The organism is Terrabacter tumescens (assembly GCF_014646815.1).
GTDB classification, from domain to species: domain Bacteria; phylum Actinomycetota; class Actinomycetes; order Actinomycetales; family Dermatophilaceae; genus Terrabacter; species Terrabacter tumescens.
Genome location: NZ_BMNZ01000013.1, coordinates 1 through 20,575, shown reverse-complemented (window position 1 = coordinate 20,575; position 20,575 = coordinate 1). Strand labels below are relative to the sequence as shown.

Genomic DNA, 20,575 nt, shown 5'->3' with positions numbered 1-20,575 from the left:
GACCCCTTGCATAGTCCCATGAACGAACTATAGTAGTTCGATAATAAGACTATTCTAGCGAGCGAGGGACTGCTCATGGTCACGACACCCGACGAGACCGTCGTCGACTTCTGGTTCGACCCGGTGTGCCCGTACTCGTGGACCGCTTCACGCTGGTTGTGCGAGGTAGGGCGGCACCGTCCGCTGCAGGTGCGCCACCACGTCCTGAGCCTCTACCTCCTCAACGAGGAGCGGACCGACGTCGCGGCCGACTACCGCGTCAACGTCGAGCGCTCGCGTGGGCCGTCGAGAGTGGCGACCGCCGTCGTGGGGCGGTGCGGCGAGCAGGCGCTCGGCGCCTTCTACGAGGCCTTCGGGGAGCGCGTCTTCGACCGGTGGCGGCGTCCGAGCGCCGAGGAGTACCACGTGGCGGTGCGCTCGGCGCTGGCCACCACAGGTCTGCCCGCCGACCTCGAGGACGCCATGGACTCCGAAGGGCACGACGCGGCCCTGCGCCGCAGTCACGAGCAGGGGGTCGCGCTCGTCGGGGGCGAAGTAGGCACGCCGATCATGCGCCTCGATGGCGTGGCCTTCTTCGGCCCGGTCCTCAACGCGATCCCTCGCGGAGAGGAGGCCGTCCGGGTGTTCGACGGAGCCCGGCTGCTCGCCGGCTATCCGCAGTTCTTCGAGCTCAAGCGCACCCGCACCCGCCCACCGGTCTTCACCTGAGGAGGACGAGATGACCACGAAGACCACCGCCCAGGCCGACGCCGTCTGGGAGGCCATCGACGACCAGCGAGCCCGGACCGCAGACCTGCTCGAGCAGCTCACGGACGAGCAGTGGGAGCACCCGTCGCTGTGCGAGGGCTGGACGGTGCGGCACGTCGCCGCCCACCTGACCCTCCAGCAGCAGCACGTGGGCGACGCCGTCGCCTTCATCGCCGGTCACCCGCGCATGCTGCGCAGCCTCACCCTCAACGCGACGATCCACGACTCCGCCCTGATCGTGGCGCGCGAGCTCACGAGCGAGCAGATCGTCGCGCGCATCAGGTCGATGATCGGCTCGCGGCGGCACAACGTCGGTGTGACCCCGCTCGAGACGCTCACCGACATCCTCGTGCACAGCCAGGATCTGGCCGTCCCGATCGGACTCGACCTGCCGATGGAGCCGACTGCGGGCCGGATGGCCGCCACGCGGCGCTGGGACACGCGCGGCTCCTGGCTCGACAAGGTCTTCCGCCGCATCCCGCTCGAAGGCCACCGCCTTCGGGCCACCGACACCGACTGGACCCGGGGCGAGGGGCTCGAGGTCGCCGGGCCGATCGGCGCGATCCTCCTGCTGCTCACCGGCCGCGCCGTGGCGCTCGAGCAGCTGACCGGGCCGGGCGTGGACAGCCTGTGTCCCGTCGTGTCCCGTTCCGCCTGAGACGTTCGCCGGGAGGGTGAACACCCGCGAGCACCCCCTCGGGGACCTGGTCCTCGAAGGGGTGCTCGTGGTGGTCGCGGCCCCCGTAGGGGCCTGCAGATCAGTCTGCGACGTGCAGAGCCTTGACCTCGTCACGGGCGGCCACGACAGCCGCGTGCTGACGGGCCACGACCGTGCGGAAGCCGGCGCTGAGATCGGCCTTCTCGGCCTTCTCGTACTCCGACACCGCGTGGTCCTCGCCCTTGACGGCGGCACCGAGCACGCCGCCCGCGTCGTCACCGGTCAGGGCGTCCTTGAGGGTGATCCAGCCGCGGTGCAGGGCGGCGGCAGCCGACCCGCTCTCGTCGACGTCGTCACCGTAGTCGTGGCCCATCTCGACGATCTCGCGGCGGAAACCGGCGCGCTGCTCTGCGAGGCGCTGCAGGGTGGTGGCCCACTCGGCGCGGTCGCTGTCACGCAGCTTCTCGGCAGCGGAGGTGAAACCACGCTCGCCGTCCTTCAGGGTCTCCACGAGGTCCTTGGCGACCTTGGCGTCGTCCGACATGTGCGCTCCTTCGTTCGGGGTGGTGTACCTCCGAGTCCTACCCGCCCCACCCGCCGCCCAACCGTCGCCGGCACAGACGTACAGGCACCTCACACCCTCGCCGGACCGCTCGGTGGTCAGTCGTCCATGGCCTCGATGCCGAGCTCGGCGAGCTCGCCCATGCGCTCGCGGATGTGCCGGACCATCTCGGCCGGCGGGGGCTCCCAGCCGGTGATCTCCTCGACCACCCGCAGCGGTTCGGTCGTGCGGTAGGAGCGGGTCGGGTTGCCGGGGAAGCGCTTGTCGGTGACGTTCGGGTCGTCCTCGATGGTGCCGAGCGGCTCGACGCGATAGACGCGTGGCGGGCCGTCGCCGTGGGCGAGCTCTGCGGCCAGGGGTGCGCCCTCGCGGGTCGCCGTCACGTAGATGTGGTTGGACTGGCGCCGCGAGCCGTAGTTGGAGCGCCAGCCCGGGGTGAGCAGGTCGCCCGGGCGCACGTCGGCCCGCGTGCCGTGGAAGAACGGCCCGGGGTCGTCGACGACGCGGGGCGTCGGGGGAGGGTCGCGAAGCAGGTTGTCGAGCCGCGTCATGAGGGCGGCAGTTCGACTGCGCCCGTTGGGTGCTCGCGGATAGCGGCTCAGCACGTCGAGGACCACGGGGGTCGCACGCTTGGCCGCGGCGGTGACGACGTACTCGGCCACCACGGGGTCGTCGCCACGCACGAGCTCGGCCGCCCGGGCCGCGTGGGTGGCGGCTCCCAGGATGTGGCGCACCTGCGTCGCCTTGGACAGGGGGTGGAGGTATGCCGCGGCGGCCGCATCCCCTGCAGCGGTCGCTGCGTGCCGGGCCGGCTCGGTCGACGCCTCCTTGGCCGCGCGGTGGGCGTCGGTCGCGGCTGTTCGCTGGAGTCGTGACCGGGGTGCCCCGCCGGCGAAGGCTCGCGCTGCGTCGAGCGCGGCCGCCGGCCGCGGGTCGTCGGGGTGCGCCCGCTGGAAGATCACGAGTGCAGGCTCGGCGCACGCGACGGCATACGCGACGACGGCCCGAAGCTCGTCGGTGGTCAGTGGGAAGTCACGCGAGCGTGTCTGCATCGCATCGAGTTTTGCACAGCGGCGAGGGCGTATCACCGGTGAGCACGCGCACCTCTGCTCAGCATGACCCTCTCCACAGTCGGTTCGACCACGCACTACCGGATCAGCTACGACACCTCACTGTCGAGCGCTGACGGCCTCCAGCGGGCGCAAGCCCTGATGAACGTGTGCGAGGCGGACTACCAGATCATGTCCGACTGGTTCGGCGGCATCGCGCTGCCGTACCCACTCCCGATCGAGGTCAACATCGTGCCGGGAGGCTACGCCGGGGCCGGGTGGGGACCTCCCATCTCGCTGCGCCCGGGCAACGGCTCAGGGCTCGACGTCGTGCGCTACCTGCTGGTGGCCGAGGTCGTCGAGATGTTGATGCTCGCCCAGAACAAGGGCTGGTTCGCCAGCGACGGCAGCAACGAGGGATCGGCGGGCGAGGGACTCTCACGGGTCCTCTCCGCCGAGTTCCTCCGCCGAACAGGCTTGGGGTTCAACGAGCCCGGCTTCGACACGGCACGCTTCTGGCTCAACAGCGACCGCCTCGACTACGTCAACACGATCGATGAGCACGACCACGCGCCCGACGAGAAGAGCGGGTGCGCGACGCTGTTCATCAACTACCTGTCGTACCAGCTCGGCTACGACATCAAACGGATCATCGCCGCCGCTGCGCCGACGCTCACGGGCGTCTACCGCAACCTCACCGGCCGCAACGACGACCCGTTCCCCGCCTTCAAGGCGCAGCTCGACGCGCACTTCCCCCGGACGAATCCCGATGGCTCCGTTCGCGACTGGACCCTGCCGGGCCCGAACCCCGACAACCCCTACCCGCTCGACTTCTACGAAGGAGCAGTGCCCATGTCCATTCGCATCTACTGGAGGATGAACCCGGGGCGCAACGTCGTGAACCTCAACTGGGGAGCGCTCAGTGCCGACTCCGTCGTCGCCGTGTCCGCGAGCGAGTACGTCACGGGCGGGCAGAAGCTCGCCGACAACAGCGCCCAGCGCTTCGTCGGTGCCGCGTCGATCACCGTCGACAACGTGACGCCGCACGGCCCGCCCTTCGACCCGAACCACGGCGTCACCTTCGTGGTGACCGTCGGCTGGGGCTCGCCGCTCAACATCTGCACCGACGTATCGCTCATCCAGAACCAGCCGCAGCAGGTCATCTACATCGGGTCCCAGACCGAGTCCGGCTCGCTGGCCACCCGCGACCTGGCGATGGACGGCACCGCGGCCGACGGGACGAGCGGCGATCCGCGCACGTCGTCCCTGGGCCCGGTCACCTGGCACACGGCCACGGTGTCGAGCGACGGCGAGCTGACCGAGCAGTCCTCGTCGAGCGCACCCGCCGTCCGCACCGAGATCGAGGCCCACTGAGAGTCCCTGCACCGGGCGTCCTTCGTCCGGGATCGGTGCCACCATCCAGGGATGACGACCTCGACGGAGGGCACACCCGAGGTGACGGCCACCTGGCCGCAGGCACTGGCCTGGCGGATGGAGCGACAGCTGCTCGATCCCGTCGGGTCCGTGCCTGCGGCCGACGTCGTGCGCCGGCTCGGAGCGGTGCTCTCGATGGACGACGCACTCGCCGACCTCGCCGTCGGCACCCGGAGCTCGACGGCGCGCCCCGGGGACCTCGCGTCGGCCCTGGCCGACGGGAGCGTCATCAAGGCCTTCGCCTATCGCGGGGCGATGCACTACCTGGCGCCGGAGGATGCCGGCGTCTACCTCGCGGTCCGGTCGGCCGGTCGCCAGTGGGAGCTGAAGAGCTGGGTGGACCACTACCGGCTCACGCCGCAGGACTGGCCGAACTTCCGCGCGGCCGTGCGCGAGGCGCTCGGCGACGGACCCCTGACGGTCACGGAGCTCGGGGACGCGCTCACGAGCCATGCGGCATACGCCCACCTCAGGACGGTCTTCGACGAGGGTGCGTGGACACTCATGAAGCCGCTGTCGTGGCAGGGCGACATGAGCCTCGGCCCGCCGCGCGACGGCCGGCTCACCTTCCAGCGGCTCGACCGCAACCCACGCTGGGCGGGCATCCCGGACCTCGATGACGCGGGACCGCGCGCCGTGGCCGCCTACTTCCGGAGCTACGGGCCGGCAACGCTCGGCCGCGTCCACTACTGGCTGGGCAACGGTCTGTCTGCCGGACGCAGACGGCTCGATCGCTGGATCGCCGGCCTGGGTGACGCCCTGGTGCCGGTCGACATCGACGGCACGACCGCCTACGTGATGGAGGAGGACGTCGAGTCGCTCACTGTCGCAAGGGTTTCGGATGCCGTGAGGCTGCTACCAGGCCACGACCAGTGGGTCATGGGCGCGGGCACCAAGGACGTCCGCGTCGTCCCGCCGACCCTGCGCGAGGCCATGACCCGCAAGGCGAACCCCGTCATCGTCGGCGGTGTCGTCCGCGGCACCTGGGCGAGGAAACGCGACGAGCTCATGGTGACGTGGCCCGACGGGACGGCGCCGACCGCGGCCATCGAGGAGGAGGCCACCCGGCTGGGCGACCTCCTCGGCACCGAGCTGCGCGTCACGACCGAAGGGCCCGGTCGAGGACCCTCTTGATGGTCTGCGGCCAGGCGTCCGGCGTCGGCACGTTCACCAGCTCGGACGGCGACGACAGGGCGAGCACCCGACGCTGGGCGGCGCGCCACGCCGCATCGACCTTCTTCGCGTCGACGGCCGCTGGCCAGGTCTGGGCCTGGGCATCGACGAGGTCGTAGAGCGGGACCGACATCGTGGCGAGTCTCGCGTAGGACGCCCAGGAGCTCGGGTCGAGGCTCTCCTTGTTCGTCGCCGGGTCGTTGAAGTGGTCGAGGTCGGTCCACAGGCTGCTCAGCTCGGGATCGCCGACGTCCTTGGGCGGCAACAGCGTCAGCAGCGCACCGTCGGGGCCGAAGTAGCCCGGAGGCATCGGGTCCATCAGCACGACCGCGCGCGTGTCGGCGCCGTGCCGGCTCGCCCACGACAACGCGATGGGGGCGCCCATCGAGTGCCCCATCACGACGACCGGACGCGTCAGCCCGAGGTCCGTGATGACGCCGTCGAGGTCGGCGGCGAGCGTCGCGAAGGTCTGCCGGTCCGGGGCCGGGTCGCTGCGCCCGATCCCGAGCCGGTCGTAGATGCAGACGCGGGCGCTCGCGGCGAGGGTCTGCGGGACCGTGCCCCACGCGTCGTCCATCGACCGTCCGTAGTCGGTCACCATCACCACCGAAGGCCCGCTGCCGGCGCACCGCGCCTTGAAGTGCCTCCCGGCCACGGTGACGTCGCGCTCGGGCTCGAGCGTCGTGCTCGCCGCTCCGGGGGTGGACGAGGTCGTATGCCGTGTGGTGGCGGTCGTGGACGCCGGCCCGCCCGTCGCGGTGCACGCCGACAGCCCCAGGGCGAGTGCTGCCGCGGCCAGCGCCGTGAGCCGGCGCCCGAGTCCCGTTGTCGTTCCCATGGCGATCTCCCCCAGCGGAGTGGGAGGCGTTGCTGCCTCCACCTCCACGATGGGCCGAGGGCGTGCGGCTGTCTGTGCCTTCGGCGACACAGGGTGGGTCAGCCCCAGAACTCCGCCAGCGTCGCCGCGAGAGCTTGCCCCTGCGCGTGGCCACCTCGCGCGGCCGGCGGGCGGGTCGAGGGGTCGAGGGCGTTGGCGTCGAAGACGTCACCGGCGCGGGCGTCGGGGAAGACGGTCTCGACCCGGCTGCCTGCTGCGTGCAGGTCGGCGACCTGTGAGGCCAGGTCCATGCGCCACGCGAGCGGCATCCGGGTCCTGCCGCTGAACGGTGACAGCACGACCACGCGGTCGAATCCCATTGCCAGGTCGGCGTTCTCGCTGCGTCGGTAGCCGCCGTTGAGGTAGCGGCCCGCACCGACCGGATAGGGCGTCATCGCCGACGTGCTCGCGGCGACGGCATCCACGAGGTCGATGCCGCTGTCGCGGTCGAAGACGACCGGCTCCCCGGTGCGGGCGTCGACGGCCGGGATGAGCACCCGCTGCCTCGGCCAGTCGTGGCTGGGGAGCCGGGACGCGACGATCTCACGCCAGCGGTTCTGTGGCGAGCCGGCGGCGGCATCCCTCGCCAGGGCAGCGGCGCACAGCCTGCGACGCAGGTCGGCCGGGTCCGAGGACTCGGCGATGATGGCGTCGGACCACTCGAGGTAGCTCGGCCCCGAGACCTGAGGCGTCCGGGGACGAGTAGATACGCCGACACGGGACGGTGGCACGGGCACCTCGGCCAGGATGGCGGCATACAGCTCCGACGGCGCTGTGCCAGAGGTGATCTGGGCGGCGACGGTGGACCCGGCCGACGTGCCCACGACGAGATCCGCGTTGGTGATGTCGACCCCGCCGTCGGCGAGACCGGCGATGAGGCCCAGCTCCCAGGCGTTGCCGGCCGCGCCGGCTCCGGCGAGGACGAGGGCGCGCGTAGGCGTGGTGGTCGAGCTCGTGGTCAAGGTGCTGCTCGGAGCGGGTGGCGGTGTGGTGCTCATGGAAGCTCCCTTCGGGGGATGCAGGTCGGGGACTCCCGGTGGCGACTACGCCAGACGCGTGATCGGGGACGGCGGGGGAGCACCCGGTGCGGACGCTGCAGACATGGGTCTCACCTCCTGCCGATGGGTCGCGATCGACTGAGACGCTAACAGCCGAGTGGCCTCGGGGCTATGCCTTGAGGACGGGGTAGCGCAGGTGCGTCACGCCGACGCCCGCGACCACGGTCGGGGCGCCGAGGACGGCAGGCGTCCCGGCGAGGTGGTCGAAGAGGCGCACCCCGGAGCCCAGCAGGACGGCCGCCAGGTCGACCTGGATCTCGTCGAGCAGGCCGGCGTTCAGGCACTGCTGGATGGTGTCGGCGCCGTGCACCCCGACCGACTTCCCGCCCGCAGCCGCCTGCGCCTGCCGGACGGCGCTCTCGATGCCGTCCGTCACGAAGTGGACCGTCGAGTCGGGCCGCGGCCACCCGGCCGGGACCTCGTGCGTCAGGACGAAGGCCGGCCCCCACGCGTGGTTGCCGCCCCACCCCTGCGCGACCTCGAAGGTGCGACGACCCGTCAGCACGGCGCCGAGGCGGGGCGTGAGGTCGCGGAGGTGCCCGGCGCTCGGCTCGGACACCTTGAAGGTCATGGGATCCGACCCGCCGGTGTCGATCTCGACATCGCCGGAGGTGAAGTGCCAGTCGAACACCTGCATCACGTCGTCGTCAGGCCCGGCGACGAAGCCGTCGAGCGACATGGACATGATGGCGACAACGTCAGACATGGTGGTGGTTCCTTCCCGTCGATCGGGGCCCCGGTCGGGACACCCTCACCTCTACGACGAATCGCCACGCCCTGATCGGACACCACCGAGGGCCGCGGGTGAGACGATGCGAGCCAACTCAGCACGCTCCGCTCGTGGACAGGGGAACGCAGATGTTCTGGACGATCGTCGGTGGACTTTTCGCCCTGGTGCTGCTCGCGGCCTGGCTCTCCGACCGCCGCGCCAAGCAGCGTCACGGTGCCAGGGCGATGACGGAGCAGGACAGCCCGCGGCACGGCAGCGCCCAAGGCCTGTCGGCAAAGACGACCGACTACGGCGTCGGCGGGGAACGCAACTTCGGTGGAGTCGGCGGCTCGGCCGGTGGCACGCCGTTGGGCGGCTGAGCGCGACCGCAGCGCTGGGCCTCGGGCGCCGTCCGTGTCGGCTGGTCCGGGCCTAGTCCCGGCTGAGGCTCGCGGCCACGGCGAGCTCGTCCACGAGGTCGTTCATCTCGTGGCCGGAGTGGCCCTTGACCCACTGGAAGGCGACGTCGCCGCGCTCCGTGACCGCCGCGACGAGCGGCTCCCAGAGGTCGCGGTTCGCGACGGGCTTCTTCGCCGACGTCGTCCAGCCCCGCTTGAGCCAGCCGTCCCACCACTGGTCGCGGAAGCAGTTGACGACGTACGTCGAGTCACTGACCACGACCAGCGGCCCGGCCAGCGCGGTGACGGCTTCGAGCGCCGCGCGGATCTCCATGCGCTGGTTGGTGCTCGGTCGCTCGGAGCCTGACGCGAAGCGGTCGCGGTCGATCGCCCAGGCCCAGCCACCGGGTCCGGGGTTCCCCGAGCACGCACCGTCGGTGTAGACGAACGTCGCGCCCTCGGGGGCGACCATCTGCGCCTTGGGCGCCTTGGGCGCCTTCGTCGCCTTGGCTGCCTTGGCCGCGGTCGTGCCTCGCGGCGCCCGGGACGTCGCCGGCTGTGCCACGCCCAGCCCGGGAAGGGCGAGCTCGGTCCGGCACGCAGCGTGCACCCACGCGGTGCCGTTGCCGGGTGCGCTGACGATCTCGTCGCCCGCGCGAATCGGTCCCTGGCACTGTGCGCACCGTCCGGGGAACTTGGCCAGCACCGTTACTCCTCGTGACTACGTCGACTCGGTCCGCTCTCGGGTCGCGGGTTGCGCCCTCGATCTGCGGGACCGAGCGTAACGGCGCCCCGGCGTGCCCCGGACGCACCCCTTCGGTATGCCGTCCGCCCGGCCGGACGTCGTCGAGCTCGCGCCCGCAGACGGCGTGGTGGCAGGCCACCCGCCGAGGTGGTGTGTCGCCACGCGCACAGACAGCTCGCGGGATGCGGCCCACAGTGGGGCATCGGAAGCTCTCGTGAGACTGGAGGTGGACTCCGATGAACGCCTCGAACCGACTCCGAACCACCCGCCGTGCAGGGGTGGCGGGCCTCGTCGCTGCGGCCGTCCTGGTGGTGCCGCATCCGGCCGCCGCCTTCATGCCGGTCCCGCCGTCACCGGTGAAGCTGCCGGTCGCGGTCGTCGGCCACCTGGTCCTGACGCTGGCCGAGGAGTACGCGCAGACGCCGACCGTCGACAAGCGCCGACTGCACAACGAGATCGTGCTGCTCGTCAACGCCGGCCTCGCGGCGATCTAGACCCCGCGCAGGGGCGGGGCGGGAGACCGGCCGGTGCCCCGGCCGGTCTCCCGCGGTGCGACCACGTCAGGCGGCGGCGAGCTCGGTGAGGTTCTCGTCGGTCAGCACGAGGTCGGCGACGGCCATGTTCTCCTCGAGGTGGGCGACCGACGACGTGCCCGGGATGAGCAGGATGTTGTCGGCCCGGGTGAGCAGCCACGCCAGGCCGACCCGCGCGGCCGGCACGTCACGACGAGCGGCCACAGCCTGCACGGCCGGCTGGTCCACGACCTTCGGCAGGTGCGGGAAGGCGGAACCGAGCGGGAAGTACGGCACGTAGGCGATCCCCGCGGCGGTGCAGGCATCGAGGACGTCGGCGTCCTTCTGGTCGACGAGGCTGAACGGGTTCTGCACGCACACGATCTCCGTGATCGCCTGCGCCGCAGCGAGGTCCGAGGCGGACACCGTCGACAGGCCGACCCCGGCGATCTTGCCCTCGTCGCGCAGCGCGGCGAGCTCGGCCACCTGGTCCTCGAGAGCCACGTCGTCGGCACCGGCCATGCCCTCGTCCATCCGTCGCAGGTTGACGGCCGTCAGGTGGTCGACGCCGAGCGACCGGAGGTTCGCCTCCACGTCGGCGCGAAGCTCAGCGGGCGTCTGCGCGGGCAGCCACGCACCCGACGAGTCACGGCGCGCGCCCACCTTGGACACGAGGGCCAGGTCGGCGGCCCACCGGGGGCCCGTGTGACTCGGGGAGTAGCAACCGGGAGCCTCGCCATGCCCTCACGCCGCCATGTCGTCGACGACGCCACCCACCGCTCGCACCACCGCCCGCACCGACGCCGCAGCTTCTGGGCAGTCGTCCTCGCGGCGCTGCTCGCGCTGACGACGGCGATCCCGATGGCGGTGGCGGGCAGTCCCGGCGGCGGCATCATCGACTCGACGCTGCCGGGCATCGCCCCGACGACGCCGCAGGAGATCGGTGACGGCTCGACCGCCGACCTGCTCTACGCAGACGTCACCGAGGGCCTGTCGCAGATGACGCCGCCCGAGGCGAACCCGAGCGGCACCGCCGAGCTGGCCTACCCCATCGAGCTGCCCAAGGGCCGCGGCATGACGCCCGACGTCAGCCTCAGCTACAGCTCCGAGGGCGGGCCGTCCTGGGCCGGGCTCGGCTGGGACCTGACGCCTCCCGAGGTCGCCGTGGACACCTCGTTTGGCGCCCCGCGCTTCTGCGACGGCACGACCAAGAGCCCGCCGTGCGGCAACGTCGAGAGCGAGTCGTACACCCTCGACGGGGACGCGCTCGTGCCCAACGCCGTCAAGGCCGTCCTCGAGCCGCGCATCGCCGAGCGCCAGGACTTCACCCGCAAGATCGAGACCGAGTTCGAGCAGGTCATCCGGCACGGTGACAAGCCGAGCAACTACTGGTGGGAGGTCCGCGACAAGCAGGGCAACATCCGCTACTACGGCGGCACCCCCGACAGCGGCGGCCCCCTCGGTGAGGCCGGCACTCAGGCAGGCATCGACGACCGCAGCCGCGACCCCAAGGGCATCCTCACCGACGCCAACGGCAACGGCGTGCGCTGGTTCCTCACGGCCAAGCGCGACATCGGCGTCAACATGTTCCGCTACGTCTACGACACCGTCACCTACAAGCAGGACGACAGCAAGCCCACCGGCTGGGTCGCCCTCGCCGCGGGCGCGAGCTGCCCCAGCGGACAGGTCTGCCCGAAGCACGTCTACCTCAGCAAGATCCTCTACACCGCCGCCAGCACGGTGAGCGGCGAGCCCGAGGACCCCGCCTACGAGGTGCGGTTCGTCCGCAGCCCGGGCGGTCGCACCGACGCCGTCCTCGACGGCCGCGGCGGCGTGCTCGACCTCGACCAGGACGTCCTCACCAACATCGACGTCGTCTACCGCAAGACCAACACGGTCGTCACGCGCTACACCCTGGGCTACGACGCCGACCCGCACTTCGGCAAGACGCGCCTACGGTCCGTCACGCAGATCGGCTGCAACGGCCTGGCCGCTTGTCCTGCAACGGGACTCAAGCACACCTTCGCTTACTTCGACGACGTCGCGGCCGCCGGAAGCGGCTTCGACACCGCCGCCAAGTGGAACACGGGGGCCAACCCGTCCAGCGGGGGCACCGCCGCCTACATCAACCAGAAGCTGAGCGGCCTCGGGTCGTCGATGACCGATGCCGGTGACGGCAAGATCTACGTCGGCTTCAACCTCGCCGACCCGGAGAAGACCGGGTCGGTCGGCGGCTCGTTCGCCATGAACGGCACGACGAACCGCTCGGTCATCGAGTTCATGGACCTCAACGGCGACGCCCTGCCCGACAAGGTCTACCGAGAGGCGATCTCGGGCACCGGACCCTCGGGCCAGATCCGCTACCAGCTCAACACGAGCCGCCCGACGACGGCGCTCACGGCCGACCTCACCTTCGGCCCGATGCACGTCCTCTCCGGCTTCTCCGACCTGCCCGTCCAGCGCTCCATCGGCATCCAGGGCGGCATCGAGGCCTACTTCGGCGTCTACGGCGTCTTCAACGTCGGTGGCCAGTGGAGCTGGGTCGACAGCTACTTCACCGACGCCAACGGCGACGGCCTCGTCGACCTCGTGAGCGGCACCCAGGTCCGCTTCAACCACCTCGTCTGCGCGCCTGGCGTCACCGGCGTCGAGGCGTGCCAGCCCACCTTCAGCGCGTCCGACGCCCAGACGCGCGTCCCGCTGACACCGCAGACGGTGCCCGTCAGCGACCCCGCCTTCGAGGCCATGGTCGACCGGCTCCGTGAGGCCGTGCCGCCCATCGACACCGTGCGCCGCTGGACCGCGCCCTTCGACGGCACCGTCACCATCAACGCCAAGGCCACCCTCGGCACCCCGGTGCCGGACTCCGCCGGCGGCTCCGTCCGCGTCGCCATCCAGAGGGCCGGCACCGAGCTCGGCAGCGCGAGCATCAGCGCCGCCTCGCCGACCTGGCAGCCCGCTGCGCAGACCATCCACGTCGACAAGGGGCAGTCGCTCTACTTCCGCGCGGGCTCGCGGCCCAAGGGCAACGGCGACTCCGTGACGTGGGAAGCGACGATCACGTATGCCGGGGGCTCGGCTCCCGACGCCAACGGCCTCGACCAGCGCAGCTACTCCCTGGCCGACGACTTCACCCTGGCCGGCCGGCCGGACCTGTTCACCTCGGTCAGCAACGGCGGCACCGCGCACTTCAGTGCAGCGCTCGACAAGGCCGCGGCCACGACCGACGACCTGCGCCCCGAGGTCGCCGTGCGCAACGGCACCACGAAGGCCGTCACGTCCAGCCCGGTGACCATCACGCCGATCACCTCGTCCGGCGCCACCGACGCGGCCCGCGTCAAGACCGTCACGCAGAACGGCGGCCAGTGGTGCGTCGCCGACCCGACGACGAGCTTCGGCTGCTTCGCCACGCAGGCCGCCGCCAACGCGCGCCTCGGGGTCATCGGCCAGACCGAGACCGGTCGCTTCCGGATCACCGCCGACCCGACCGTCGCGGCACCGGTCAAGGACGCGGACGGCGTCGTCACGGCATACGACTCCGTGCGCACGCGCGTGCTCGTCGACAGCCCGATCGACCTCTCCACCATCTCGTGGGTCGAGGCGGGCAAGCTCTGCTTCCTCAGCGGCGGCAGCTGCGACGCGTCCAAGACGACGGTCACGCCGCACATGGACCTCGACACCTACCCGCTGTCCACGCGGAGCGCTCCCGCGAGCGCCTGGACCTCGACGCTCGGCCGCACCGTGACGCCGACGCTGACCGGCACCCGCGACAGCGACAACCCCGGTGGCGAGGTCGTCGTGACGGCCAAGACGTCGACCGGGCTCGTCTACAAGACGACGTATGCCGTGCCGTCCGGTTCCGGGGCCATCGACAAGGCGCTCCCGGACCTCACGCTCACCAACGGCACGCCCTACTGGTTCGACGTCACGATGCGCAGCCCCGGCCTGTCCTCGCACGTCAGCGGCCTCAACCTGACGATGAAGTGGACCGAGAGCTCCGTCGACAAGTCCGAGGACGTCCCGCAGACGGTCAACTGGGCCGGCCCGCAGGGCTACTTCCCCGTCGCCTACCGAGGCTGGGCCGCCGCCGGCTACACGGCGACCGGGACCCGCGCCACGACGGCCATAGACGAGGCGGACTTCCGCACGACGACGGCCTCGGGCGACCCCTACGACAACAAGGACGACGCCTGCCAGGCGATGTTCGGCGGGTCCTGCCCGACCGACACGTCGGTCAACGACACCGGCTTCGGCAACTACCCGCCCGGCTCGGGCGCCCCGCCGGAGTTCGACACGAGCAAGGCGACCGCCAACATCCCCAAGGCCTTCGCCTACAACGCCGTCGTCGACCCCGACACGCTCGCGCAGCGCTGGCAGGGCCCCAAGCCCAAGATCTACGCCGGCGAGGACGGCCTGACCGGCTCGGCCCGCTTCGGCGAGGACCTGCCGATCACCGGGGCGGCGAGCAGCGGAGGCACGAGTGCCCCGAACCTGCTCGGCGAGACCGGACCGATCTTCATGCTCATGGCGGGAGTCGGCCCGCTGGGCGGCAGCTTCGCCGCCGGCTGGAGCCGCAGCCTCGTCGACTTCCTCGACATGAACGGTGACGGCTACCCCGACACCGTCCGGCCCGACTCGGTGACCTACACGAACGCCCGCGGCTCCCAGGAGTGCGGCCCCGCCAACGCCCGGGTCGCGTGCACCGGCGGCGGCGTCGACGTCGTCGACTCCTCCACCACCCTCGCCGTGTCCGGCGGCTTCGGCGGTGCCCCGATCGGCATCTCCGGCAACAACAAGGGCACGACCAACTCGACGAAGGGCAGCTCCTCGACCAAGGGCAGCAGCGCCTCCGACACCTCCTACGGCGCCAACATCGGCGGGTCCATCGGCGCGGGCGCCAGCTTCACCAACCCGACGTCGCAGAACACCCACCAGGACGACAAGGCGCTCAAGAAGGTCCCGCGCGACGCGACGATCCCCGTCCAGGAGACCCTCGCCGACCTCAACGGCGACGGCCTGCCCGACCGCGTCACCGTCGACGACGACGAGATCCGGGTGCGTCTCAACCTCGGCCACTCCTTCACGCCCCAGTTCCGTTGGACCGTCAGCTCGTTCAGCTCGACGAACTCCTACAGCGGCTCCGTGGGAGCGAGCTTCGGCTTCAACATCGACAACGGCGGCTTCGCCGGCGGCATCGCGGCCAACTCCAACGTCGACCTGCCCAACGTCTCGTGGGACGACGTCAACGGCGACGGCCTGCTCGACGCCGTCTACAGCGACAACGGCAACGTCAAGGTCGCCTTCAGCAACGGCACCGGCCTCGTCGACCAGGCCGTCTACGGCACGCACCAGAAGTCCGACTTCAACGTGCTCGGCGTCATCAACGTCGCCGGTAAGCCCCAGATCCGCCAGGACAGCTCCGAGAGCCTCGGCGGGGGCGCCGACGTCACCGTCGGCATCCCGCTCTGCCTCGTCGCCTGCTACCTCATCCTCAACCCCGGCGGGCACTACGAGAACAGCATGACCTCGACCGACGTCGACCTCACCGACGTCAACGGTGACGGCTACGCCGACTCCGTCTCGCGGGTCAAGGGCTCCTCGGACATCAAGGTCGCCCTGAACACCCAGGGCCGCACCAACCTGCTCAAGACGGTGACGACCCCGCTCGGCGGGACCATCGGCCTCGACTACCACCGTGACGGCAACACGACGAGCCACCCCGACAGCCAGTGGGTGCTCGACGACGTCGACGTGAAGTCCAGCCGCGGGGCCGACGGCATCGCCGAGCGCCACAGCACGATCTCCTACGGCGCCACCGCCCAGGACTTCGTCAACCGCACCGACCTCGGCTACGACTCGGTGACCGTCAGCGAGCACTACGTCTCCTACGACCACACCGCCGACGTCGACCACCCGGCGATGACCGACAAGGTGCGCACGACCCAGCACAAGTACCGCAACGGCTCGGTCTTCGAGTCGGGGCTCGAGTACGAGACGACCGTCTACGACGGCACGACGAGTGGGCCCGTCATGCAGCGCACCCGCACGACGTGGGCGCTGCGCGACCTCGACCGCAACGCGGTGGGTGGCGGCGGTGACTACGCCCCGCTCGACCTCGGCGGCGCCACCGTCGAGCAGCTCCTCGCCCTCCGAGCGACCCCACGCGTCGCGAAGGTCGAGCAGGACTGGTACTCAGGCGGGTCCCTCAAGCAGACGACGTCCGTGTCGTATGCCTATGACCGCCTCGGCAACCCCGTCCAGATCACCGACGACGGACTGCCCGGCACGACGGGCGACGACACGGTCGTCGGCATCGCCTACGCCAACTGCGTCACCAGCACGTCGGAGGACATGAACACGTTCTTCGGCTGCGGGCCGACGCTGAAGTACACGCCGGTGGCCAAGGCGCCCTTCTGGTCGGCGACGAACTGCCAGACGTGGGACAGCCAGCCCGTCGCCATCAGCGTCACGGCGCCGGACGGGACCGTGCTGCGGTCGCGCACCGGCAACACCGCCTACTGCGACAACAACTCGGTGACCGTCCAGCGTGAGTTCCTCGCTCTCCCGGGCGGATCCACGCCCGCGAGCTACGCCGAGACCCGACTGACCTACGACCAGTGGGGCAGCTACAACCGGATCGTCATGCCGCCCGACGCCAAGGGCAAGCGGTATGCCGTCCGCTACGTCTACGACGACGCGAACCACGCGAACGTCGGCACCGTCACCGACTACGCCCTGACGGGCTCCGGCGACCCCGCCGGCACCGACCCGGCCGACACGACCCGCGCCTTCATCGAGGACGACCAGGACCCGACCGGCACCGCGGTGGGTCTCACCTCGACGGCCGCCTTCGACGGACCGACCGGACGGGTCGGGACCCGGACGGACGCCAACGGCAACGTCACGAGCTACACCTACGACGCCTACAGCCGGGTGCGCACCATCACCTCGCCCGACGGCGGCGTCGCGACGTTCGCCTACCACCCCGTCGACGCGCAGTACCCGTACGCGACGGTGACCCACACCGACGAGTTCCACCCGGGCACGACCATCGACACGGCGACGTATGCCGACGGCTCGGGACGTGTCACCGGACGCAAGCGCGACGCCCAGGTCTACGACCCCGTCACCGGCGTCACCGGGTCCGGCTTCGCCGCCGAGGGCGGTTCGTACGTCGACGGTCTCGGCCGCACCGTGCACCAGTGGAAGCCGTTCCTCCAGACCGGCTCGTCGCTCGCCGACTACACCGTCGACACGAGCAACCCCACCTACGCCCAGGCGACGATCACGACCTTCGACGCCCTCGACCGCACCACGGCGGAACGGCTCTCCAACGGCGCGATGACGCTCACGGCATACGCCCACGAGGAGTACGGCGTCTTCGGCACCGTCGCGACGGTCGACGCGACCGACCCCCTCGGGCGGCACACGAAGACGTGGATGGACGCGCACGACAACGTCATCCGCAGTGAGGACCGCACGGCCGCCAAGGTCTCCCTCTTCACGACGTACGCCTACGACCGGCTCGGGCAGCTGCTCCGGGTCGACTCGCCCGGTGGTCTCGTGACGACGCACACCTACGACCTGCTCGGCCGCAGGACCTCGACGACGACCCCCGACGGCGGGCTCGTCCAGTGGACCTACGACCTGGCCGGCAACAAGACCTCCGAGCAGAGCCCCGTGCTGCGCGAGGAGAACAATGTCAAGACCGTCTTCGGCTTCGACTTCGGCCTCATGACCTCGATCACCTACCCCGGTGAGAAGCCGGTCACGATGGACTACGGCGGCTACCTCGGCCACTCCACCGCGGGCAACGCCGCAGGCAAGATGGTCCACGTCGAGGACAAGGCGCGCGTGCAGACCTTCGGCTACGACGTCAACGGGCGCCTCGCCCAGGACGTCACGACGATGACCGGGCCGCACCCCAACAAGGGTCCGTTCACGACGAGCTACGACAACGACTGGCTCGGCCGGCTCGCGACCGTATCGCTGCCGGACGGCGAGGTCGTGCGCAACGACTACGACACCGGCGGACGGCTCAAGCGCGTCGTCGGCACCAACGACTGCACCGAGCTCGGACGCCTCACGACGTCGGTCGACGCCACCGCGACGACCGTCACCGTCACCGAGTTCCAGCACGGCGACCCCGCCTCCAGCTGGAACCCGACCCTGCCGTTCACGATCCGCCTCGACGGCGAGCAGCTCCGCGTCACCGCGCGGACGCCGGGCACGGTGCCCGGGACGTTCGACTACACCGTCGAGCGGGGCATCAACGGCACCGTCCTGACGCCCACCGCGGCACCGCACGCCTCGGGCGCGACCGTCCGCGTCGACGTCGCTGTGCCCTGCGTGCACAGCTACCTCGACGACCAGCGCTACGACGTCTACGGGCAGACCTCGCAGCGCCGGACCGGCGACGGCGTCGTCGACACGACCTACCGCGACGTCGACACGAGGCGCCTCACCGGCCGGTCGGCGATGTCGCCCGACGGGACCCGGCTGCTGATGAACCTCAAGTACGCCTACGACCTCGTCGGCAACGTGACGTCGGTGAAGAACCAGCTGCCGCCCGACGTGCCGTCGCTGTTCGGCGGACCGACGTCGCAGACCTACACCTACGACGGCCGCTACCGCCTCACGAACGCGGTCGGCACGTGGGACTACGCGCCGAAGACCACGCGGAACTACACGTGGTCCGCGACGCTCGACGACGCGACGAGCAAGGTGACCCGGATGGCCCAGCGCGACTGGACCGTCGACACCGGGTGCACGAGCAAGTGCAAGGAGGCCACGGTCCTCGCCAACACCTTCGACCGCAGCGCCTACACCTACGACGCGGCCAAGCCGAACCAGGCGACGAAGGTCGTCGACTCGCTCAACAAGCGCACCGAGACGTACGCGTACGACTCGGACGGCGAGCAGACGACCGTCACCAACCCCGACATGATCCGCAACATGACGTGGGACTGGGCCGGCAAGCTCACCGACATCGTCGACAACAACGCCAAGGGCAACGGACGCAAGACGACGAGCTACGTCTACGACTACGCCGGCCAGCTCGCCATCGAGATCAAGGAGCAGGGCGTCACCTACTACGTGAACCCCTGGGTGACGGTCCGCAACGGCACGATGCTGAAGAACATCTGGGCCGGCAACGACCGTCTCGCCGTCAACATGACGACGACCGGTGACTCGTTCGACCAGAAGGTCTACTTCATGCACAAGGACCTCCAGGGCAGCACGAACATCGTCACCGACCGCGTCGGCACGGTGTTCCAGCACCAGGAGTACTTCCCGACCGGGCAGGTGTGGATCAAGGAGGACAGCACGATCTTCCGTACGCCGTGGCAGTACGCCGGTGGCTACGTCGACGAGGACCACAACCTCATCAACTTCGGTGACCGGTGGTACTCCACGCAGCAGGCGCGCTTCCTCACGGTCGACCCGATCCTCACCGACGACGAGACGGCCCTGGTGGAGAACCCGACGCTGACGACGGCCTACACCTACGGCCAGTCCGACCCGATCGGCTACGTCGACCGCGACGGCCGCGTGCCCAACAAGGCCAACGCCGACGCCATCTCCATCCTGCGCACCATCGCCTCGCTGAAGCCGGACGGCGACCCGATCACGCAGGCGCAGTCCACCAAGCTGCTCGGCTTCTTCGCCAAGAACACCGACACGCTCCGCGGCCGGGCGACGCTGAGCCTGCTCAAGGGCTTCAACACGGCCCAGGAGCGCAAGGCGAAGTACTTCAACCGGCTGGACGCGCGGCCGGTCCTTGAGTTCGAGCTCGAGGACGGCAAGCTCAAGGCGGTCAAGCTCGGCTTCGGCGTGGGCAAGCGGCTGAAGTTCGAGGTCGCCGACAAGGGCGCCGGCGCGACACCCCAGGCGGCCAGCCCGGTGGCGTCGAACCAGACGGGCGGCTCGGCGGCCGCGACCGGTGGCGACGCCAACGGTCCCGGTGGGTCCGGCAAGTCGACCTCGCCGACGACGACGACGACGGTCGCTGACACGGGATCGTCGGCCACGACCGGCAGCGGCGGGTCCGGGGCGCCGCCCAGCCAGGGTGGCACCAAGCCGGCGACGTCGGCGGGCGCCCAACCCAAGGGGTCCGAGGGCCAGTAGCGCCGGTCAGCGCCACCCGGTTGAGGTGTACCTGCCGCAGAACCTGCGGTGTCGTGTGAAGGGACATGCCTGTCAAGAGTGAAGGGACATGCCTGACAGTCAGGATTTGGCGACTCGGTGGTAGGTCCGGTGGCCGGGCACGTGGTCGATGCGGGTTTCGGGGTCCAGCCGGACGTGTGCGATGAGCTGGTCGTCGTGGAACAGCACGGCGTGGTCGAGGTCGATGAGGTAGTCGATCCTGGCTCCTGCCCACGCGGCGCCGAAGGCTATCCGGGTGCCGGGCAGCTCGAGGAATCCGCTGCGGGGCAGGGTGATCGTGTGGAGGAACTGTCGCGGTTTGAGCTGGTCGGGGTCCGGTTCGGCTTTCGGGCCGGCGCTGTAGCGCGCTGAGGGTGGGACCCCGCCGATGCCTTGGTGGGGTCGCTGCGTGGTGAACACCACGTCATAGACGTCCAGCAGACGTTGCAGCTCGGTCAGGTCCCTCGCTCGTGGGCGTGCCCCCAGCCATCGTTCCAGGGTCTGCCA

General features: G+C 70.6%; 14 protein-coding genes and 1 pseudogene. 7 read left to right on the top strand and 8 right to left on the bottom strand.

Annotated elements, in window-relative coordinates:
• Window positions 1–75 precede the first annotated feature (75 nt).
• Both IEY30_RS21080 and IEY30_RS21075 read left to right on the top strand, forming a co-directional pair.
• A complete protein-coding gene (locus tag IEY30_RS21080) occupies window positions 76–708 on the top strand; it encodes a mycothiol-dependent nitroreductase Rv2466c family protein (RefSeq protein ID WP_030203642.1) in 633 nt (210 codons plus the stop codon).
• 10 nt (window positions 709–718) lie between these two features.
• On the top strand, window positions 719–1,405 hold the full coding sequence (locus IEY30_RS21075) for a maleylpyruvate isomerase family mycothiol-dependent enzyme (protein ID WP_030203639.1): 687 nt from the start codon (window positions 719–721) through the stop codon (window positions 1,403–1,405).
• 100 nt (window positions 1,406–1,505) lie between these two features.
• On the opposite strand, the gene IEY30_RS21070 is transcribed toward IEY30_RS21075, so the two are convergent.
• Both IEY30_RS21070 and arr read right to left on the bottom strand, forming a co-directional pair.
• Entirely contained in the window at window positions 1,506–1,949 is a 444-nt protein-coding gene (locus IEY30_RS21070; protein ID WP_030203637.1) for a PA2169 family four-helix-bundle protein, read from the bottom strand.
• Between the two features lie 116 nt (window positions 1,950–2,065).
• A complete protein-coding gene (gene arr / locus IEY30_RS22205; protein WP_043417465.1) occupies window positions 2,066–3,019 on the bottom strand; it encodes an NAD(+)--rifampin ADP-ribosyltransferase in 954 nt (317 codons plus the stop codon).
• Window positions 3,020–3,082: 63 nt separating this feature from the next.
• On the opposite strand from arr, the gene IEY30_RS21060 reads away from it, so the two are divergent.
• Entirely contained in the window at window positions 3,083–4,390 is a 1,308-nt protein-coding gene (locus IEY30_RS21060) for a hypothetical protein (RefSeq protein ID WP_188960185.1), read from the top strand.
• Window positions 4,391–4,441: 51 nt separating this feature from the next.
• Window positions 4,442–5,584: a winged helix DNA-binding domain-containing protein gene (locus tag IEY30_RS21055; protein ID WP_030203631.1), complete on the top strand. Its 1,143-nt coding sequence runs from the start codon at window positions 4,442–4,444 to the stop codon at window positions 5,582–5,584.
• On the opposite strand, the gene IEY30_RS21050 is transcribed toward IEY30_RS21055, so the two are convergent.
• From IEY30_RS21050 to IEY30_RS21040, 3 genes are all read right to left on the bottom strand, one after another.
• A complete protein-coding gene (locus IEY30_RS21050; protein WP_030203629.1) occupies window positions 5,550–6,461 on the bottom strand; it encodes an alpha/beta hydrolase in 912 nt (303 codons plus the stop codon). The two genes, IEY30_RS21055 and IEY30_RS21050, sit on opposite strands and share 35 nt — an antisense overlap.
• A 98-nt stretch (window positions 6,462–6,559) precedes the next feature.
• Window positions 6,560–7,498: a patatin-like phospholipase family protein gene (locus IEY30_RS21045; protein ID WP_030203626.1), complete on the bottom strand. Its 939-nt coding sequence runs from the start codon at window positions 7,496–7,498 to the stop codon at window positions 6,560–6,562.
• Between the two features lie 169 nt (window positions 7,499–7,667).
• Window positions 7,668–8,264, bottom strand: a complete 597-nt coding sequence (locus tag IEY30_RS21040) for a dihydrofolate reductase family protein (protein ID WP_030203623.1) — start codon at window positions 8,262–8,264, stop codon at window positions 7,668–7,670.
• Window positions 8,265–8,398: 134 nt separating this feature from the next.
• On the opposite strand from IEY30_RS21040, the gene IEY30_RS21035 reads away from it, so the two are divergent.
• The gene (locus IEY30_RS21035; RefSeq protein WP_156035509.1) at window positions 8,399–8,647 is read left to right on the top strand and encodes a hypothetical protein; all 249 of its coding nucleotides are present in this window, start codon (window positions 8,399–8,401) and stop codon (window positions 8,645–8,647) included.
• Window positions 8,648–8,699: 52 nt separating this feature from the next.
• Here the strand turns inward: IEY30_RS21035 and IEY30_RS21030 are convergent, their stop codons facing one another.
• Window positions 8,700–9,371: a ribonuclease H family protein gene (locus tag IEY30_RS21030; protein ID WP_229675134.1), complete on the bottom strand. Its 672-nt coding sequence runs from the start codon at window positions 9,369–9,371 to the stop codon at window positions 8,700–8,702.
• 275 nt (window positions 9,372–9,646) lie between these two features.
• On the opposite strand from IEY30_RS21030, the gene IEY30_RS21025 reads away from it, so the two are divergent.
• On the top strand, window positions 9,647–9,904 hold the full coding sequence (locus IEY30_RS21025; protein WP_156035508.1) for a hypothetical protein: 258 nt from the start codon (window positions 9,647–9,649) through the stop codon (window positions 9,902–9,904).
• Between the two features lie 66 nt (window positions 9,905–9,970).
• Here the strand turns inward: IEY30_RS21025 and IEY30_RS21020 are convergent, their stop codons facing one another.
• Window positions 9,971–10,603 carry an aldo/keto reductase gene (locus IEY30_RS21020; RefSeq protein WP_268240980.1) on the bottom strand — a complete coding sequence of 211 codons (633 nt, stop codon included), beginning with the start codon at window positions 10,601–10,603 and terminating at the stop codon, window positions 9,971–9,973.
• A gap of 57 nt (window positions 10,604–10,660) precedes the next feature.
• On the opposite strand from IEY30_RS21020, the gene IEY30_RS21015 reads away from it, so the two are divergent.
• A complete protein-coding gene (locus tag IEY30_RS21015; protein WP_030203605.1) occupies window positions 10,661–20,050 on the top strand; it encodes an RHS repeat-associated core domain-containing protein in 9,390 nt (3,129 codons plus the stop codon).
• Window positions 20,051–20,149: 99 nt separating this feature from the next.
• On the opposite strand, the pseudogene IEY30_RS21010 reads toward IEY30_RS21015, so the two are convergent.
• Window positions 20,150–20,575 (bottom strand): annotated as a pseudogene (locus tag IEY30_RS21010) (hypothetical protein); the annotation flags it as partial.

Excerpts from the sequence above, each read along its gene's own strand:
- IEY30_RS21080 (WP_030203642.1), top strand. The coding sequence starts at position 76 with ATGGTCACGACACCCGACGAGACCGTCGTCGACTTCTGGTTCGACCCG.
- IEY30_RS21075 (WP_030203639.1), top strand. The coding sequence starts at position 719 with ATGACCACGAAGACCACCGCCCAGGCCGACGCCGTCTGGGAGGCCATC.
- IEY30_RS21070 (WP_030203637.1), bottom strand. The coding sequence starts at position 1,949 with ATGTCGGACGACGCCAAGGTCGCCAAGGACCTCGTGGAGACCCTGAAG.
- arr (WP_043417465.1), bottom strand. The coding sequence starts at position 3,019 with ATGCAGACACGCTCGCGTGACTTCCCACTGACCACCGACGAGCTTCGG.
- IEY30_RS21060 (WP_188960185.1), top strand. The coding sequence starts at position 3,083 with ATGACCCTCTCCACAGTCGGTTCGACCACGCACTACCGGATCAGCTAC.
- IEY30_RS21055 (WP_030203631.1), top strand. The coding sequence starts at position 4,442 with ATGACGACCTCGACGGAGGGCACACCCGAGGTGACGGCCACCTGGCCG.
- IEY30_RS21050 (WP_030203629.1), bottom strand. The coding sequence starts at position 6,461 with ATGGGAACGACAACGGGACTCGGGCGCCGGCTCACGGCGCTGGCCGCG.
- IEY30_RS21045 (WP_030203626.1), bottom strand. The coding sequence starts at position 7,498 with ATGAGCACCACACCGCCACCCGCTCCGAGCAGCACCTTGACCACGAGC.
- IEY30_RS21040 (WP_030203623.1), bottom strand. The coding sequence starts at position 8,264 with ATGTCTGACGTTGTCGCCATCATGTCCATGTCGCTCGACGGCTTCGTC.
- IEY30_RS21025 (WP_156035508.1), top strand. The coding sequence starts at position 9,647 with ATGAACGCCTCGAACCGACTCCGAACCACCCGCCGTGCAGGGGTGGCG.
- IEY30_RS21015 (WP_030203605.1), top strand. The coding sequence starts at position 10,661 with ATGCCCTCACGCCGCCATGTCGTCGACGACGCCACCCACCGCTCGCAC.